The 17,504-nt window shown below is 52.1% G+C and carries 15 protein-coding genes; 11 read left to right on the forward strand and 4 right to left on the reverse strand.

The window, feature by feature from the left end; genetic code table 11:
* The 4 genes from CAFE_RS07165 to trpE are packed head-to-tail and all read right to left on the reverse strand — an operon-like array spanning position 1 to position 4,518.
* Positions 1 to 636, reverse strand: a complete 636-nt coding sequence (locus tag CAFE_RS07165) for a phosphoribosylanthranilate isomerase (RefSeq protein ID WP_083210228.1) — start codon at positions 634 to 636, stop codon at positions 1 to 3.
* Positions 633 to 1,412, reverse strand: a complete 780-nt coding sequence (trpC, locus tag CAFE_RS07170) for an indole-3-glycerol phosphate synthase TrpC (protein WP_066648875.1) — start codon at positions 1,410 to 1,412, stop codon at positions 633 to 635. Before trpC ends, CAFE_RS07165 begins: the two co-directional genes overlap by 4 nt.
* Positions 1,409 to 3,055 carry a bifunctional anthranilate synthase component II/anthranilate phosphoribosyltransferase gene (locus CAFE_RS07175; protein ID WP_156990200.1) on the reverse strand — a complete coding sequence of 549 codons (1,647 nt, stop codon included), beginning with the start codon at positions 3,053 to 3,055 and terminating at the stop codon, positions 1,409 to 1,411. Before CAFE_RS07175 ends, trpC begins: the two co-directional genes overlap by 4 nt.
* The gene (gene trpE / locus CAFE_RS07180) at positions 3,052 to 4,518 is read right to left on the reverse strand and encodes an anthranilate synthase component I (protein WP_156990201.1); all 1,467 of its coding nucleotides are present in this window, start codon (positions 4,516 to 4,518) and stop codon (positions 3,052 to 3,054) included. The genes CAFE_RS07175 and trpE overlap by 4 nt, the downstream gene beginning before the upstream one ends.
* A 578-nt stretch (positions 4,519 to 5,096) precedes the next feature.
* Between trpE and CAFE_RS07185 the strand changes: the two genes are divergently transcribed.
* From CAFE_RS07185 to CAFE_RS07235, 11 genes are read left to right on the forward strand one after another with little or no spacing between them, the layout of a single operon-like run.
* Positions 5,097 to 5,768 carry a YveK family protein gene (locus tag CAFE_RS07185; protein WP_166525089.1) on the forward strand — a complete coding sequence of 224 codons (672 nt, stop codon included), beginning with the start codon at positions 5,097 to 5,099 and terminating at the stop codon, positions 5,766 to 5,768.
* Positions 5,769 to 5,791: 23 nt separating this feature from the next.
* Positions 5,792 to 6,511, forward strand: a complete 720-nt coding sequence (locus CAFE_RS07190; RefSeq protein ID WP_156990203.1) for a CpsD/CapB family tyrosine-protein kinase — start codon at positions 5,792 to 5,794, stop codon at positions 6,509 to 6,511.
* Complete coding sequence (locus CAFE_RS07195) at positions 6,508 to 7,599, forward strand: LCP family protein (protein WP_156990204.1); 1,092 nt, start codon at positions 6,508 to 6,510, stop codon at positions 7,597 to 7,599. Before CAFE_RS07190 ends, CAFE_RS07195 begins: the two co-directional genes overlap by 4 nt.
* Before the next feature lie 42 nt (positions 7,600 to 7,641).
* Complete coding sequence (locus CAFE_RS07200) at positions 7,642 to 8,331, forward strand: sugar transferase (protein ID WP_156990205.1); 690 nt, start codon at positions 7,642 to 7,644, stop codon at positions 8,329 to 8,331.
* Between the two features lie 13 nt (positions 8,332 to 8,344).
* Complete coding sequence (locus CAFE_RS20005) at positions 8,345 to 9,061, forward strand: acyltransferase (protein ID WP_156990206.1); 717 nt, start codon at positions 8,345 to 8,347, stop codon at positions 9,059 to 9,061.
* Positions 9,058 to 10,404, forward strand: a complete 1,347-nt coding sequence (locus CAFE_RS07210; protein ID WP_156990207.1) for a glycosyltransferase — start codon at positions 9,058 to 9,060, stop codon at positions 10,402 to 10,404. Before CAFE_RS20005 ends, CAFE_RS07210 begins: the two co-directional genes overlap by 4 nt.
* Positions 10,310 to 11,359 (forward strand): radical SAM protein, encoded by a 1,050-nt coding sequence (locus CAFE_RS07215; protein ID WP_156990208.1) that lies wholly within the window; start codon positions 10,310 to 10,312, stop codon positions 11,357 to 11,359. Before CAFE_RS07210 ends, CAFE_RS07215 begins: the two co-directional genes overlap by 95 nt.
* A 16-nt stretch (positions 11,360 to 11,375) precedes the next feature.
* Positions 11,376 to 12,497 (forward strand): glycosyltransferase family 4 protein, encoded by a 1,122-nt coding sequence (locus CAFE_RS07220; RefSeq protein WP_233452741.1) that lies wholly within the window; start codon positions 11,376 to 11,378, stop codon positions 12,495 to 12,497.
* Between the two features lie 37 nt (positions 12,498 to 12,534).
* On the forward strand, positions 12,535 to 13,620 hold the full coding sequence (locus CAFE_RS07225; RefSeq protein WP_156990209.1) for an EpsG family protein: 1,086 nt from the start codon (positions 12,535 to 12,537) through the stop codon (positions 13,618 to 13,620).
* Positions 13,621 to 13,661: 41 nt separating this feature from the next.
* Positions 13,662 to 15,920 (forward strand): glycosyltransferase, encoded by a 2,259-nt coding sequence (locus tag CAFE_RS07230; protein WP_083210232.1) that lies wholly within the window; start codon positions 13,662 to 13,664, stop codon positions 15,918 to 15,920.
* Positions 15,917 to 17,494 (forward strand): oligosaccharide flippase family protein, encoded by a 1,578-nt coding sequence (locus tag CAFE_RS07235; RefSeq protein ID WP_156990210.1) that lies wholly within the window; start codon positions 15,917 to 15,919, stop codon positions 17,492 to 17,494. The genes CAFE_RS07230 and CAFE_RS07235 overlap by 4 nt, the downstream gene beginning before the upstream one ends.
* Positions 17,495 to 17,504: the final 10 nt, after the last annotated feature.

Raw genomic sequence — 17,504 nt, forward strand, 5'->3', positions numbered from 1 at the left:
TCAGCCTACCGCCTTTCCGGATTCTTTTCGTAGAATCCTCATGATTTGTTCGATCTTCCGGCGGTCTTTCACGCCGCCGGTTTCAATCCCGCTGGAAATATCCACCCCATAGGGAGAGAATTCCCTCACGATCGGACCGATGTTACCGCTGTTCAGCCCGCCCGCGAGGAAAAAGGGCGACGAAAGATTTGCTTTCCGGATCAGATTCAAATCAGCCGTTTTTCCGGTTCCGCCCTGCTCCGTAACCGAAAAGCTGTCCAGAAGCAGCAGATCCGCCCCCAGCCCCAGCGCGTGCGGAATACTTCCGCTGTTTTCGACCCGCACCGCTTTCCAGATCTCTGCCTCCGGCAGCAGGGTTCGTAACCTTTCAATCCCCTGCGCCGTTTCCGATCCGTGAAGCTGAACCACATTCAATCCCGCGAGTTTTACGGCGCGGGCAATGTTTTCCGGCGGCTCGTCGACAAAGACGCCGACCTTCCGGATGCCGGCGTCCAGCAATCTTGCCAAAGCGGCGGCTTTTTCCGGCGTAACGCGGCGTTTTGTCCCGGCAAAGACAAAACCGACGTAATCCGGACGGAATTCATTCATGTAAGCGACGTCTTCCGGCCGCCTGATTCCGCAGAATTTGATTTTCAACCCGAATCACCCCTCCATTCGCGCAGCAGGGCGGCAGGGTTCGCGCTGCGCATCAGCGTCTCCCCGATCAGAACGGCGTCCGCGTGCGCCTGTTTTGCCGCCTCCATGTCCGCACGGGAGGCAATCCCGCTTTCAGAGACCAGGACGCATTCTGCCGGAACCAGCTTTGAAAGGCGCGCGGTCGTGCTTAGATCAACCCGGAAGGTTTTCAGGTCGCGGTTATTAATCCCCACGATTTTCGCCCCCGCGTTCAGGACTTTTTCCAGTTCCTCCTCGTTATGGGCCTCCATCAGACAGGCAAGGCCGACGGAATCCGCCATCGCTTTATACTCGCTGAGCCTTGACGCGTCCAACAAAGCGGCAATCAGCAGTACCGCGTCCGCTCCGATCGCTCTCGCCTCGTAAATCTGATACGGAGAAATCACAAAATCCTTTCGCAGGATCGGAAGGGAAGTTTCCCGTCTCACTTCCCGCAGAACCTGGGAGGAGCCCTGAAAATAGGCCTCCTCCGTCAGGACGGAGAGAGCGTCCGCGCCCGCGGCCTCGTAACGGTTCGCAATCTCCGCCGGATGAAACTCGGCGCAGATCAGCCCTTTTGACGGTGACGCTCTTTTTACTTCCGCAATCACCGAAAGCTTTTTCTTTCTCAGAGCTGCTTTAAAGTCCCTTGCCGGTCCGGCCTGCTCCGCGGTTTTTCGAATTTCCTCATAGGGAACGGCGCTTTTTTCCCGTCTCAGTTGTTCTTTTCTCTTTTCCGCGATTTCATCCAGAATCATGAGGCGTCACCCGGAAAGCGGTTGGTCAGTTCCTTTAGTTCCCTCAGCTTCTGCAAGGCCGCGCCGCTGTCGATGGAATGCTCCGCAAGATTCACGCCGCGCTGAATGGTTTCCGCCAGTTTACCGACGTACAGGGCGCATCCCGCGTTCAAAATTACAATGTCCCTTGCCGGGCCTTTTTGACCGCTTAAAACATCCAGTGTGATTCTCGCGTTTTCCTGCGCCGTGCCTCCCACGATCTGTTCTTTCTTCGTGAGGCCAATGCCGTAGTCGCACGGGTTCAGCTCGTAGCGCAGCGGCTTTTCGTCCCGAATCTCGCACACCGCGGTCCGGTCCGAAACGCTGACCTCATCCAGGCCGTCGTTGCCGTGTACCAGCATCGCGCTCTTTACGCCAAGATTTCGCAGCACTTCGGCGAGCGGCTCCAGCAGGGCTTCGTCGTATACGCCAAGAAGCATTCCCTCCGCGTGCGCGGGATTGGAGAGAGGGCCGAGAATGTTGAACACCGTCCGGATTCCCGTTTCCCGGCGCGGCCCCGCAGCAAAACGCATGGAGCCGTGGAACCTCTGCGCAAAGAGAAATGTCATGCCGCATCGCTCCATACATTCGGCGGCCTGCTCCGGCGTGATGGAAATCCTGACGCCAAGCGCTTCCAGCACATCGGCGGCGCCGCTCTTGCTGGAAACACTGCGGTTGCCGTGCTTTGCCACCCTGAGTCCCGCGCCCGCCGCCACGAACGCGGAGGTTGTGGAAATGTTGAAGCTGTTCGAAAGATCGCCTCCCGTCCCGACAATGTCCACCGCGGCGGGGGACATTGGGACGGGCTTTGCCTTTTGGCGCATAATTCTGGCAAACCCGGTGATTTCATCGATGGTTTCGCCCTTCATGCGCAGCGCGGTGATAAACGCCGCAATCTGGGAATCCGTCGCTTGATCGCTCATGATGCAGTCCATGGCGTCGCGGGCTTCCCTTTCCGTCAGGTTTTCTCCGTCAACCACCTTTGCAAGGAACGGCTTGAGCGCGACTCTCTTTTCCGCCGGGATCGACGGCGCGGCTGTTTTCATTTCCAAGTTGCACACCTCTTTCAAAAAATTATACAGAATCCTGTCCCCCGCCGGAGTCATCACGGACTCCGGGTGAAACTGTACTCCAAACGTGGGGTCCGTCTTGTGCCGAACTCCCATAATCTGGCCGTCCGCGTCCACCGCGGTGATCTGCAGACAATCCGGCAGGGAATCGCGTTCCAAAATCAACGAGTGATACCGCGCGGCCCTGATTTCATCCGGCAGGCCGAAAAACAGCGGGCAGCCGCCGTCAATCGAAATAGCGCTCGCCTTTCCGTGCATCAGCCGCTCTGCGGGAACGGTTTTGCCGTCGAACGCCTCGCCGACGGACTGGTGCCCAAGGCACACGCCGAGAATGGGTATTTTTCCGCTGAACCTGCGGACTGCTTCGACGGAAACTCCGGCGTCCTTCGGGTAGCCCGGCCCGGGGGAAATCAGGATTGCCGCAGGTTGCATTGCATCGATTTCGTCCGGAGTGATCGTATCGCTTCTCACGACACGGACATCCGGGTAAAATACGCCGATACGGTCGCGCAGGTTGTAGGTAAAGCTATCGTAATTGTCGAGAAGAAGGATCATAATTCCGCCGCCCTCCGAATTGCCTCCAGCACCGCCTGAGCCTTGTCCGCGGATTCCTCGTATTCTTTTTCCGAGTCGCTGTCGGCCACAATGCCCATGCCCGCCTGAACATAAGCCTTTCCTTTGTGAAACAGCGCCGTGCGGATGGCAATGCAGGTATCCGCGTTTCCGTCGAAGCCGAGGTACCCGATCGCCCCGCCGTACACGCCGCGCTTGACGGGCTCCAGCTCGTCAATGATCTGCATCGCGCGGATTTTCGGCGCCCCGGAAAGCGTTCCTGCCGGAAGAACGGAAAAAAGCGCATCCACCGCGGTTTTATCCTCTCTCAGCTCTCCCTGAACCTCACTGACCAGATGCATGACTCTGGAGGCCCTCTCCACATGCATGAAATCACAAACCTTCACCGTGCCGAATTTGGAAACACGGCCGACGTCGTTTCGTCCAAGGTCGACCAGCATGGCGTGCTCGGCACATTCCTTTTCATCCCGCAGCAGTTCGCGTTCCAGCCGTCTGTCCTCCGTTTTATCTCTTCCCCGCGGCGATGTCCCCGCAATCGGCTTGTTCATGACGACTCCGTCCTCGACGCGGACGAGCATCTCCGGCGACGCGCCCGCGATCTGATAATCCGGGGCCTGAAAATAGTAAAGGTAAGGCGAGGGATTCGTCGCGCGGAGCATCCGGTAGACCGAAAACGCGTCCGGCGGATTTTCGGCTTCAAACCGCCGGGACGGAACCACCTGAAAAATATCCCCGGCACGGATAAAACGCTTCGCCGTCTCAATACGGCTGATGAAATCCTGTTTTGAAATATTGCATCGAATCAGCGGCTCTTTCGAGGTTTTCCGGGCGTTTAAACAAGGCTCGCCGCCCATCTGCCGGAAAAGCTCCTTCGCCCGTTCTTCACAGGCGTCATACTGCCGCTTTATCTCCGCGTTTCCGTCGATATGAAGAATCACATAGGCTTTTCCGCTCAGATGATCGATCGCTACCACCTCGTCATACCGGTGAAGAACACTGTCCGGCATCTCAAGATCATTCCGCGGGGGCCGGCCAAGCTTCGGCTCCAGATAACGGAGGAGATCATAGCCAAAATATCCCGCAAGGCCGCCCGCAAATCGGGGAAGCCCGGAAAAATGCGGAGATCTGTACTTTTCAAGATACCCGGCCAAAAATTCCGCCGGATCCGTAACCGGCTCCTCATAAGCCTCTTCCGTCGACCGAATTGTTACGGTTCCGTCGCGGAGAACGAGCTCCTCTTTCGGATTCACGCCGATAAAGGAATAACGTCCCCATCGCTCGGACTGCTCCACGCTTTCCAAAAGAAAGCAGTTTTCCGAATTTTCCTTCAGCGCGGCGAAAATCCCGACAGGTGTGCGGCAGTCCATCAGTTCCGCGGAAAAGACGGGTACCGTGCGAAAATTTTGCAGCAGGGTTGTTACGGTTTCAATCGGCGGATACAACATGGCCCATTCTCCTTTTGTTTTTAGGGTTTCAGCAAATAAAAAAAGTCCATCGTCCCTGATATACCAGGGACGATGGACTCGTGGTGCCACCCTTATTCGGGAACAAAAATTGTTCCCCTTAAAACAGGTACACTGCATTGCTGCGCCGCTTACAAACTGGTACGCCGCAAAACGCATGAATACCCTTCCGCTGTAACGCGCGGACGCGGCGGCAGATACTGGGTCAAAGCCTTTCTCTGTGCTCCTCACAAATCCATTCACAGCCATCGTATGTGCCGGCTCTCACCGTTACCGCGCTCTCTGTGACACCGCCGTGTCTGCTACTTACTTTTGCTCGCAGGATTTTTCATATGAAATTGGACTTATTATAAAGGCGTATTGAAATTTTGTCAATATCCTTTTTTAATCATTTTATGCCGCTCCCGCGTTTTTGGCACGGCTCCGGCCGATCTTTCACAGCGGTTCCATTTTTATCCGAGAGAAGGTCATTTCTGTAAGAAAGCGACATATAAATGAAATGAGAAAAATGAAACAAGCCTGTTCGAGGCTGTACTGTTTTTAAAATGCACGGAGGAATTATGGAAATATCAATGGTACAGATGTTGAAGCTTTTCCGAAAAAAATTTCTGCCGATTCTTCTCAGCGCCTTACTCTGCGCGGCCGCCGCCTATGGAATATCAAAATATGTTGTTCCGAAAACATATGTTTCGACCGTTAAGCTGTATGTTTATACTCCGGAAAGCAATCCCGATCCAACCATGAACATCAACGCCCTGGACTACGCCCAGAAAATTGTAAACACCTATATCGAAATGCTGCAGACCAGAAGTTTTTACCAAAAGGTCATGGAAAGGTCCGGCATCAAAGATACTGTAGATCATTTTGAAAAAACGATCGAGTTCTCCCCGATGAACCAAACGGAAGTTTTTCAGGCAAAAGTCTCCGCACACACGCCGGGCGACGCCAAAAAGATCGCCGATTCCATCACCGCGCTTGCCCCGTCCACCATCGGAAGCCTGAAGAAAAACTCCACGCTGGAGGTTGTCGACCCGGCGGTAATTCCAGAAAAGCCGTCTTTTCCAAACAGCGTGCTGCTCAGTGCCCTGGGTTTTGTGCTGGGCGCTGCGGGCTGTGTTTTTTTCCTGTTTTTGCATTCGTTTTTCAATATAAAAATCAGAAGCGACAACCTTGCCGGAAACCTAGATCTCCCGATCCTTGCCGCGATTCCTGCTTTTCATGAAAAACTTTAAAAAGGGAAAAAGGTGGATCCAATATGAAAAACCAACACTTTAAAAAAGGCCCCCCGAAAAGACCTTTCATGGACCCAAGCCTTACGTTTCAGGTTACCGAAGCGTATAAAGTGGCAAGAACAAGCCTTGCTTTTTCTCTGCTGAAAAAGGGATGCAAAAAAGTCATCGTCACCAGTTCGCTCGATGCGGAAGGAAAATCAACAACTTCCGTCAATCTTGCAAAATCACTGGCGCAGCAGGTGGATATAAAAGTTCTTCTGATCGATTCCGACCTGCGCAGACCAAAAATTCACGAATACTTCGGTTTGGAAAACACGGTCGGGCTGACAAATTATCTTGGAAACATGTGCGGGGTGAAAGATGTAACCCGGCCTACGGAAGAGCCCAATCTGTCCGTAATCTGCAGCGGCGTAGCCGTACCCAATCCGTCGGAGCTTCTGGCAAGTTCCGCGATGAAAAATCTGCTCGCATGCCTGGAGCCTTACTATGACTATATCATCATGGACACGTCGCCCGTCAATATCGTCGTGGACGCCCTGCCCCTTGCAAAGATATCCGACGGGGTGATCATCGTTGTCCGGGACGGAATTTCCACCTATCCTGAGCTGACCAAAACCGTTGAAACGCTGAAAATGGCGGAAGCGAAAATCCTTGGAATCATCTTGAACGGAATGAAGCCGAAACCCAGGGATTGCAGATACCGATACGACAGATACGGCAAAACCTGTGAACCCTGCCCATGAAAAAGACGACCATCTTCAAGAGACCTGGAACAAGAAAGGTAACCGGAAAGAAAGCGGCCTTTTCCGCCGCTGCCGTGATTGCCGCAGTTCTTCTCCTCTTTTTCCTTTCCGGAATCTTCCTCATTAATTATTCTCTGAACAGGATTCATTATGACCCGGAAACAAAAAGCCCTGTTCCCTTCATTCGGACCGACTCCGACAGCCGGACGGCGCCGGAGTCTTCCCAGAATCAATCCGGCGCCCCGGAAAGCCTCGTGGAAAAGCAGCTTCTCGAGGACGCTGCCTCTCTTCCGGAGAATCAAAATGTTTTCAACCTTCTTCTGATCGGCAGCGACAGCAGAGTTCCGGGCCAAAAAGGGCGCTCGGACACCATGATACTGGTCTCCATCAACCGCCGGACCAGGCGAGTGACCTTTACATCTTTTCTGCGCGACATTTACCTGCGGATTCCCGGAATCTGGCAGGAGAACCGCCTGAACGCCGCAAACGCATTCGGCGGGCCTTCCCTTCTTCTTGAGACCATCCGACGCAATTTTCAGGTACAGGTGGATCATTACATCTCCGTGGATTTCTCCTCTTTTATGAAATTCATCGACCGGATCGGGGGCGTTGAAATCGATGTCACCGACGACGAAATCGCAGCGGCCAATGAGTATATCCGGAATATAAACCTCTGGGACTCAATCGCTGAAAACGACGGAGTTCTGTGTTCCGCCGGAAAACAGCTTCTGAATGGAAAACAGGCGCTGAGCTACGCGCGCATCCGCTCCATCGGGAGCGGAGATTTTGACCGGACCGACCGGCAGCGCGCGATTCTGAGAAAAGCACTGGAAAAGCTGAAAACACAAAGTCTTTTAGAATCAGCAAGCCTGCTGAACACGTTTTTACCGGATATTACCACCAATTTAAGCAAGGGAGAATTGCTCTCGCTGCTCCTGCTTCTGCCTTCTTATCCCAACTACAAGGTGGAATCGTGTCATATTCCAATCAACGGAACCTTTTCCTGCCAGAATGTTCGGGGAATGTCCGTTCTGAAAATCGATTTATCCAAAAACGTCGCAGAAATACAGAAACAAATCTCCGGCTGATCCGGCCGGGAAAACTCGTGTCTGATTTGGGAGGAGTGAAAAATGAACCGAGACGTGACTTTTCAGGCGGCAACCGCAGCCTGCGAGGTTCCCGCACAAGCGTATCCCCTGCTTTCTGAAAATCGGACGCAGGCCTATGAGTTTTTCAAACGGTTTTTTGATATCACTCTTTCCATAATGGGAATTGTTTTTTTATTGCCGCTTTTTTTCCTGACCGCATGCGCCATCAAGCTGGATTCCAGAGGGCCCGTTATTTATACCCAAATGCGTGCCGGGAGAAACGGAAAACCTTTTAAACTCTATAAATTCCGCAGCATGTGTCCGGACGCCGAAGAACAGCTGAAAAACATTCGGTACCTGAATGAAGCGGACGGACCCGTATTTAAAATTTCAAACGACCCACGGGTGACGCGCGTCGGCCGTTTTATCCGGAAAGGAAGCATCGACGAGCTGCCGCAGCTGATCAACATTCTAAAAGGCGAAATGAGCATCGTCGGTCCGCGGCCTCCGTTATTCAGGGAGGTGGAACAGTACACGCCCTATCAGATGCAGCGTCTGCGGGTGACTCCCGGCTTAACCTGTTACTGGCAGATCAGCGGAAGAAGCAATGTCAGCTTTGAACGCTGGGTCAGCCTGGATTTACAGTATATCCGGGAACGGTGCTTATGGATCGATTTTAAAACCATTCTGAAAACAGTGCCTGCGGTTCTGTTCGGAATGGGAGCCTATTAAAGGACGGAAGTACATGAGAAAAGCGGTTTCAAGATTCCTGTCGAAGCTGAAAGGCGAGCCTTACATTCTGCAGGATTGCATTCAGCTGAAAGACCTTTGCGGTGTTTTTGGGGAAAGGTTCCGCCAACTTACAAGAGGATGGCTTCGAGGGTTTGCGTTTCACCGCAGGGATGGGGCTGTTCTGATCGGAAAGCATGTAAAAATCAAATGCGCGGGGAATATTTCCTGCGGTAAAAATCTGCTGATTGAAGACGGCGCATGCATCAACGCTCTCTGCCGGCAGGGGGTTATCTTCGGAAGGAACGTCTCCATCGGGCGAAATACGGTCATTGACTGCACCGGCGTTCTGCGGCAGCTGGGAGAAAGCCTGAGTGTCGGGAATTGCGTGGGCTTTTCCCCCGGCTGTTTTATCGGCGTGAGAGGGTCCGTACGAATCGGGGACAATACCATCTTTGGCCCAATGGTCAGCCTTCACGCGGAAAACCATGTTTATGAAGATCTTGCGGTTCCAATCCGCCTTCAGGGCGTGGTTCGAAAAGGAATAGAGATCGGTTCCGACTGCTGGATCGGCGCAAAGGCAACCATTCTGGACGGGGTTAGAATCGGAGACGGCGCGGTAATCGCCGCAGGCGCTGTGGTAAACCGTGACGTGCCCGGCCGGGCGGTGGCGGGAGGCGTGCCCGCCAAAGTAATGAAATACCGCGGCTCACGGAAAGAGAAGGAATTATGAAAATACTGCTGGTCAACAAATTCCATTATCCGAAGGGCGGAGCCGAGACCTACTATTTCACTCTTGCCGACGCACTGAAAAACAGCGGACATGAGGTCGTCTATTTTTCCATGCTGAACCCCAAAAACATCCCTTGCCGGCAATCACCTTTCTTTGTTTCGAACGTGGACTACAACGAAAAGAACGTGCGCGCAATTCAAAAAATCAGGTTCGGCTTCCGCCTTGTGTATTCATTGGAAGCAAAAAAGAAGATGGAGCGCCTGATTCAACAGGAAAAGCCCGATTTAGCGGTTTTAAATCTGGTACACAGGCAAATTACGCTTTCCATTCTTGAACCGCTCAAGCGGCACGGAATTCCCGTTGTTTTTGTCGCGCACGATCTGGTTTTTCTCTGCCCGAACTGCACCATGCTCTCTCATGGAGCAGTCTGTGAAAGATGCTCCGGGGGATGCTTCCTGCCGTGTATCCTGAAAAAGTGCGTGAAAAATTCCCGGATCAAAAGCGTTCTTGCCGCCATGGAGGCCTGTTTTCTAAGATGGAAAAAGCTCTACGACCGGGTTGACCTCTATCTGTCTCCATCCTTTTTTTTGCAGGACAAGATGACTGAAGCGGGATTCACCCGGAAACCAATCTGCTTTTTGAGAAACCCTCTGCCGATCGGCACGATTTACCGGATGCCCGAACACTGCGGCGATTCTTTGCTTTACTTCGGCCGGCTGTCGCCGGAAAAAGGAATCCTGACCTTATTAAAAGCGTTGAAAGAAGCCGACCCGCGAGCATCTATGGGATTGACCGTTGCGGGGGACGGGCCGCAGCGCCCGGAGCTTGAGCGCTTCACGGCGGAGAACGGACTGACGGAATCTGTTCGCTTCGTCGGTTTTCAAAGCGGCCAAGCGCTTCAAAAGCTGTTGGAGCAGTGCAAATGCGTGGTTTTGCCGTCCGAATGGTATGAAAACTGTCCCTATTCCATTCTGGAAGCAATGGCGAAGGGCCGCCCCTGCATTGTCAGCAATCTTGGGGGACTTCCGGAATTGGTGGAGGACGGCGTTACCGGCTACATTTTTAAAGCCGGCAGCGCCGGCTCGCTTCGTGAAGCGATTGCAAAGCTGTATCGGCTGGATGATCAGGAATACGCTGAAATGTGTAAAAACGCCCTGGAACGGGCCAAAAAGGAATTCAGCGCCGAACGCTATCTTGAAAAATTTTTTCAGGAATACAAAAGTCTGAGTCAGCACGGAGGTAACCATCATGAATCATCTGCACGGATCGATTATCGTCACTTACCGCTGCAACGCCCACTGCAGCATGTGCGGCTGCTATGCCGACCCGACCAAAAAAAGTGATGAGATCAGTCCTGATCTCATCCGGAAACTTCCCCGGATGAAATTCGCAAACATTACCGGGGGAGAACCGTTTCTCCGCGACGATTTGGACGAAATCGTTTCCGAGCTGGATCGAAAGGCCGACCGGATCGTCATTTCCACCAACGGATATTTCCATCAGAAAATTTTAGCTCTCTGCCGCAAATACCCCCGGCTGGGAATCCGGATCAGCATAGAGGGAATGCCCAAAACAAACGACGCCATTCGCGGCATTCGGGACGGCTTTGACCATGGCCTGCGCTGTCTGCTGGAGCTTATCGCCGCCGGACACAGGGATGTGGGATTCGGAATGACGGTTCAGGACGGCAACGCGGACGATCTGCTCCTGCTTTATGAACTGGCCTGTGATATGAAAATGGAATTCGCAACCGCCGCGCTTCACAACTCTTTCTATTTTCGCAAAACGGACAACGCTATCGCTGACAAATACCACACGGCGCTGCAATTTGAAAAACTGATCAACGAGCTGTTGAAAAGCAATTCGCCAAAAAAGTGGTTTCGCGCCTACTTTAACCACGGGCTGATCAATTACATTTACGGAAACCCCCGGCTTTTGCCCTGCGAAATGGGAAGCAACGGCTTTTTTCTCGACCCGTTCGGCGATGTTCTGCCCTGCAACGGAATGGATTGCAAAATGCCGATGGGCAACCTGAAGAACCAATCGTGGGAAGAGATCTGGAATTCCGCCGAAGCGGAAAAAGTGCGCAGGGCGGTGAGATGCTGCCCCAAAAACTGCTGGATGATCGGCAGCGTTTCCCCCGCCATGAAACAGCATTTTTCCGTACCCGCCGGGTGGGTCGCCCGGCACAAACTGCTGAAGCGCGGGTACAGCCTGAAGGAAAACGGTTTTATTCGGGAAAATCCCGATGATGAAAACGGGATTCAGAGCGACACCGCCGGACTTCTGCGGGAATAAGCTTCGAGAGGGCGCTATGAAAATTGCAATGATCGGGCAGAAAAGGATCCCCAGCCGTGAAGGCGGCGTCGAAATTCATGTAGAGGAACTTTCTTTGCGGCTGGTTGAAATGGGGCATGAGGTAACCGTTTACAACCGAGGCAAAAAGGGCTTTCCGCACAACCGGGAATATCACGGAATCCGGATTGTTACCGTGCCGACCATCAACCGAAAAAGCCTTGACGCACCCGTCTATTCCTTTTTCGCCGCCGTCCACGCGCTGTTCGGGCGATATGACGTGATTCACTTTCACGCAGAAGGCCCCTGCGCCATGCTTTGGCTGCCTCATCTCTTTGGAATCCGTACGGTTGCGAGCATTCACGGCCTGGACTGGCAGCGCTCAAAGTGGGGCAACTTTGCGTCAAATTTCCTGCTGCTGGGAGAAAAATGCGCGGTCAAATACGCGGATGAACTCATTGTCCTCTCTCAGAATGTCCGGCAGTACTTTAAAGATACCTACGGCAGGGAAACCCTGTTGATTCCGAATGGAGTGAACCGTCCGGAAATTCGAAAAGCCAACCTTATTACCCAAAAGTACGGCTTGCGCCATGGCTGCTATCTGCTGTTTCTGGCCCGTATCGTTCCCGAAAAGGGGCTGCATTATCTGCTGCGCGCCTTTGCGGAGATCGATACGGAAAAAAAGCTGGTCGTGGCCGGGATGAGCAGCCATTCCGACGGCTACACGGACTTTATCCGCAAAATGGCGGCCAAAGATAAACGAGTTGTCATGGCGGGATTTGTCCGGGGACCGGAATTGGACGAACTCTTCAGCAACGCGTTCCTTTATCTGCTCCCCAGCGATATAGAAGGCATGCCCATCAGTCTGCTGGAAGCCATGAGCTGCGGCTGCCCCTGCCTTGTAAGCGATATTCCGGAAAACACGGAAGTGCTGGGACCCTTCGGATACACGTTTCGAAAAGGCGACCCGGAAGATCTCCGGCAGAAAATTTGCTCCATTTTAAAGGAGGGGCCGTCCGCCGATAAGGCGGTTCAGGCGCGAAAATATGTCCTGAAGCACTACGACTGGGACCTTGTCGCACGCGAAACCGCGCGGTCCGCGTACCGGAACGTTAAAGCTGAGGGTAAAGACACAGGATGAAAAAAAGAAAGATTAAAAATGCGGTTTGGGGGCGCTTATGGATTTTTACAGCTCCATGATCTTTTACGGCATCATCAGTTTGCTGACCGCTCTCAATGCCGAATGCTCCGTCCGGTCCAGGGATATCCGGGCACAGGGATTTTTTGCCTGCAACGCGGTTTTGATTCCTTCTCTGACCGCCGGATTTCGGTACGGCATCGGTACGGATTATCTGCTGGTTTATTATCCCGAATTTCAGAATCTTCAGAATCATATTCATTATCACAGCCGCATGGAACTCGGGTTCGTACTGCTGAACCGATTTGTCATCGCGCTGGGCTGCGGTTTCCCGGTTCTTCTTTTTCTTGTTTCATTCCTTACAATTCTTTTTGTTTTCCTCGGTTTGAAGCAATACCGAAAAAAGCTCAGCGTGGGGTTGGGCATGCTTGTTTTCATGCTGCTGTATTACCAGCTTTCGTTTGATATCATGCGTCAGGCGGCGGCCATGTCGATCGAGTTTTACGCTTTAAAATATGTTACTTCCAGAAAGCTGTTTCGATTTTCCGCGCTGACCGCTTTTGCCTGTTGTTTTCACCTTTCTGCACTCATTCTGTTCCCCGTTTACTTTGCCCATTTTTTGTACGGAAAGCCGAAATATCAAGTGCTGGCCATGATCTCCTATGCCGCCCTGATTTTTCTGGTCCTGAACTACAATCGGATTCTGTATCCGATTCTCGGCGGAATCGGTTCCCTGCGCTATTACTCCGATTATCTGCGGGCAACCAAGAGTTTTTCGTTCAGCATCGGCGTTTTTGCACGCACCGTTCCTTTTTTACTTCCCGGTTTTCTGCTCCGACGGGAACTGAAACGGGATTCCCGCATGTTTCTGCTGTTTAACCTTTTGATCATGGGCTGCATCTTCCGGCTGATGGCCTATACGACCATTTATTTTACGGAAAGAATCGCTTACTATTTTCTGATTCCTCAAATTGTTCTCGTTCCCACCTACTGCCGGCAATTAAAAGAGCGAAAAAAAACATGGATTGGCATTGCAGTATTTGCTTTTGTCTTTTTTTTGTGGATTTACGACTATTTTGTAATGGGAAGCTGCCAAACGGTGCCCTATCAATCCATTTTTCACTGAAATCAGAATCCGAATAAAAATCAAGACGGGAGAATGCACGGATGATACAAATATCAGAAGAATTCCAACAAGGTCTCGTCAGCGTATGCGTTCCTGTTTATAACGCGGAAAAAACACTGCAAGAATGCCTGGAATCCCTGATCGGTCAAACCTATCATCAAATGGAGATTATTCTGATCGACGACGGTTCCACTGACGGCAGTCCGGAAATCTGCCGCCGATATGCGAAAAGGGACCGGAGAATCCGTTTCATCCGGCAGAAAAACGCGGGAGTCGGCGCCGCAAGAAACGCGGGCATAAAAGCGTCGCGGGGAGAATTCATCGCGTTTGCGGACGCGGACGACTGGGTCTCTAAAGATATATTCCGCAGATTAACTCAGGACGCCGTTTCCAGCCGGTCGCAGCTTGTTTTCTGTAATTTTGCAATGGTGAAAGAGAACCGCCAAACCCGCCGCGACCAGTTCCGCGGCATGAAAGAGCAGGACCCTCAAATCAAGATGAAGCTTCTGTCCGGAATTCTGTCTCCCTCCGAGCGCAACATCATGGGAAGCAGCTGCACGGTTCTGATTTCAAGGGAGCTTTTCATAAAACACGGGATTCAGTTCAGCGAAACCATCAAAATGTCGGAAGATATGCTCTTTGTCCTTCAGTGTGTGGACGCGGCGGAGCGAATCAGTGTTAACCGTGAATTCCTCTATTTCTACCGGGATAACCCCGGCTCCGTTACCCGCAATTACATACAAAACATGTGGCCGGACATGATGGCCGTTTTAGAGTGGTCACGAAAAAACCTTTCCGCAAAATACGGCCGGGCCTGTGTGGACGAGGGAATCAGAGCCAGCACCGCGAACGCGCTGATTCTTGCGGCCACGAATACGTGCAAAAAGGGAACTCCCCTGGGGCTGTTCCGGCGCATCCGGTACTGCAGGGAGCTAAAGCAACTGCCCATTGTTCGGGAAGCGCTTCACAGCGCCTGGAAAAAACGAAGCAGTTTTCGAAGAAATGTCCGGCCGCAGATTTTATGCGTCAAGCTAAACGCTGACTGGCTCCTGATTCTGTACCATTCCATCAAGCACCGCACGCTTTTAAACAGGTCTGCCAAAAAGGAATCGGTCGATAACTTTGGAAAAACGGCAGCTCTTTATTTTCACGCAAGCAGCAAAAATCACGGCTGCGAGGCAATCATCCGCTCAACCGCACAAATGCTGACCGATTTCAGTTTCATTCTTTTCTCCGATCATCCGGAGGACGACCGGTCTTACGGAATCGACCGCATCCTGCGTGTCCGCGCCGCAGGAAAACCGTTTTGTCAATACGATCCCGCTCGGCTGCCTGCCGGGATTCTGATGAAAGTCCTAGGAAATGCGGGGATGAAATGCGCCAAAGTATACGGAAACCTGCTTCGAAAACCGGATTTTAAAATTGCAATCTCCGTTGGCGGAGATAATTACTGTTATCCCCGCTACCGGTACCCATTGATTCTGAGGACCCTGAACCGCAGGCTGAATCAGAAGGGCGTTCAAACCGTCCTGTGGGGTTGTTCCATTGAACCAAAGCTGCTGGAGGACCCTGACATTCTCAGGGACCTGAACCGGTATTCATTGATTACGGCGCGTGAATCCATCACGTACCGCGCGCTGCTGAACGCAAAGATCTGCAAAAACACAAAGCTCTGCCCGGACCCGGCGTTTCTTCTGCAAGCGCGAAAGCATCCCCTTCCCCCCGGATTTGATGAAACACATATGATTGGGATTAACGTTAGTCCTCTGATTCTGGAATATGAAAGCAGCAAAGGAATCACGCTTCGGAATTACCTTTCGCTGATTCGTTTCATTCTTACTTCAACCGATTTTCAGATTGCCCTTATCCCTCATGTAGTGGAGGCTGACCTTAAGGTCATGGGAAATCTGTACGAGCCCTTTCGGGACACCGGCCGTGTGGCTCTGGTTCAGGACCATAACTGTATGGAACTGAAAAGCTGCATCGCCCGCAGCCGCATGATGCTGTGTGCCCGAACCCATGCGTCCATCGCGGCATATTCTTCCTGCGTGCCGACCCTCGTCGTCGGATATTCCGTCAAATCTTCGGGAATCGCGAAAGATATTTTTGGGACCGACGAGCATTACGTCGTACCGGTACAGTCGCTGCGCAAAAGCAACGACCTTGTGCATGCCTTCAAATGGCTGATGAGCAAAGAAAACTCCATTCGCGCCCGCCTTCAAAATGTCATGCCGGACTATTGCGCCAGGGCTCTGGACGCGGCAAAAGAAATTGAAAAGCTGGCGGGTGAACGGAATTGAACGCGAGGGTCAGCCAGAGAAAAGCGGGAGTCATTCTTTCCTACGCGACGATGGCGGCGCAGAGCGTCATCGCCATCGCGTATACGCCCGTGATGCTGCGCCTTCTGGGAAAAAGCGAATACGGAGTTTATAATCTGGTCTACTCCATGGTCAGCTATCTCGGGGTATTGAGCTTCGGGTTCGACAGTGCCTATATCCGATTCTATTCCCGCCTTCAGGCGAAAAAGGACGTTACGGGAATGGCTCGCCTGAACGGGATGTTTCTGACCCTGTTCACCCTGATCTCAATTCTTGCGCTGTCGGCCGGTTCCGTCCTGGTTAAAAACGCGGGCTCTCTTCTTTCCGGCGGGCTGACGGACAGAGAGATTAAAATCGCCGCGGTTTTGATGAAGCTAATGGTTTTTAATATTGCCATTACATTTCCGACCAGCGTTTTCGATTCCATCGTGATGATTCACGAGCAGTATATTTTTCAAAAAACGGTAAATTTGCTGCGAACTGTTTTAAACCCGTTTCTGGCGCTGCCGCTTCTTCTGATGGGGTACCGGTCCATCAGTCTGGTTGTCGTCACGACCGCTTTGAATGTGGCGGGTCTGCTGATTAACATCTGGTTTTGTCTGAGCAAGCTGAAAACTCAGTTTATTTTCAGCCGGTTTCATCTTGCGCTGCTTCGGGAAATCTGGATTTTTTCCGCTTATATCTTTTTGAACATGGTAACGGAGCAGGCAAACTGGAGCGTCGATAAAATCATACTTGGGAAAATGAAGGGCAGCTCCGAGGTGGCAGTTTACTCCATCGGCTCCCAGTTCAACACCATATACCTTTCTTTTTCGACCGCGATTTCGTCCGTGTTTGTTCCAAAGGTAAACCGGATGGTTGCGGAACACGGCGACATCAAATCTTTAACAAATCTGTTTACCAAAGTCGGAAGATTCCAGTTTTTTGTTTTATCTTTCATTTTAACAGGGTTTGCTTTTTTCGGCGGCTATTTTATCAAAGTATGGGCGGGCCGGGAATACGCGGGGACGTACCTGACGGCTTATCACATTGCCCTGCTGCTGATGGTTCCGGTTACAATTCCTTTAATTCAAAATCTTGGAATTGAAATACAGATCGCCAAAAACATGCACAAATTCCGCTCGGTCGTTTACGCGCTCATCGCCGCCGTCAATCTCACCGCCAGCATTCTTCTATGCCCGTCCCTCGGCGGCGTCGGCTGTGCCGCAGCCACCGCGGCCTCTATCACGTTGGGTTCCGGCTTCATGATGAACTGGTATTATCAGTCAAGAGTCGGACTGGACATTCTTTTTTTCTGGAAACAGATTCTGAAAACTTTCCCCGCGCTGATTTTACCGGCAGCTTTTGGATTCTGCGTTACACGCTTTTTCCCGGTTGACAGCGCTGCTCGGTTTTCGGGGGTTGGGCTGCTCTACTCCGTGCTGTTCTTTTTTTCTGTTTGGGAATTCGGCCTGAACGCCTATGAAAAGGGACTTATTTTACAGCCGTTTCAAAAATTCGTAAAAAATCCTGCGCGACCGCAAAAAACTCCCCTGCCGGGAAAGGACAAATCATAAAAGGAGGATG

The organism is Caproicibacter fermentans, assembly GCF_009746625.1.
Classification (GTDB): Bacteria; Bacillota; Clostridia; order Oscillospirales; family Acutalibacteraceae; genus Caproicibacter; species Caproicibacter fermentans.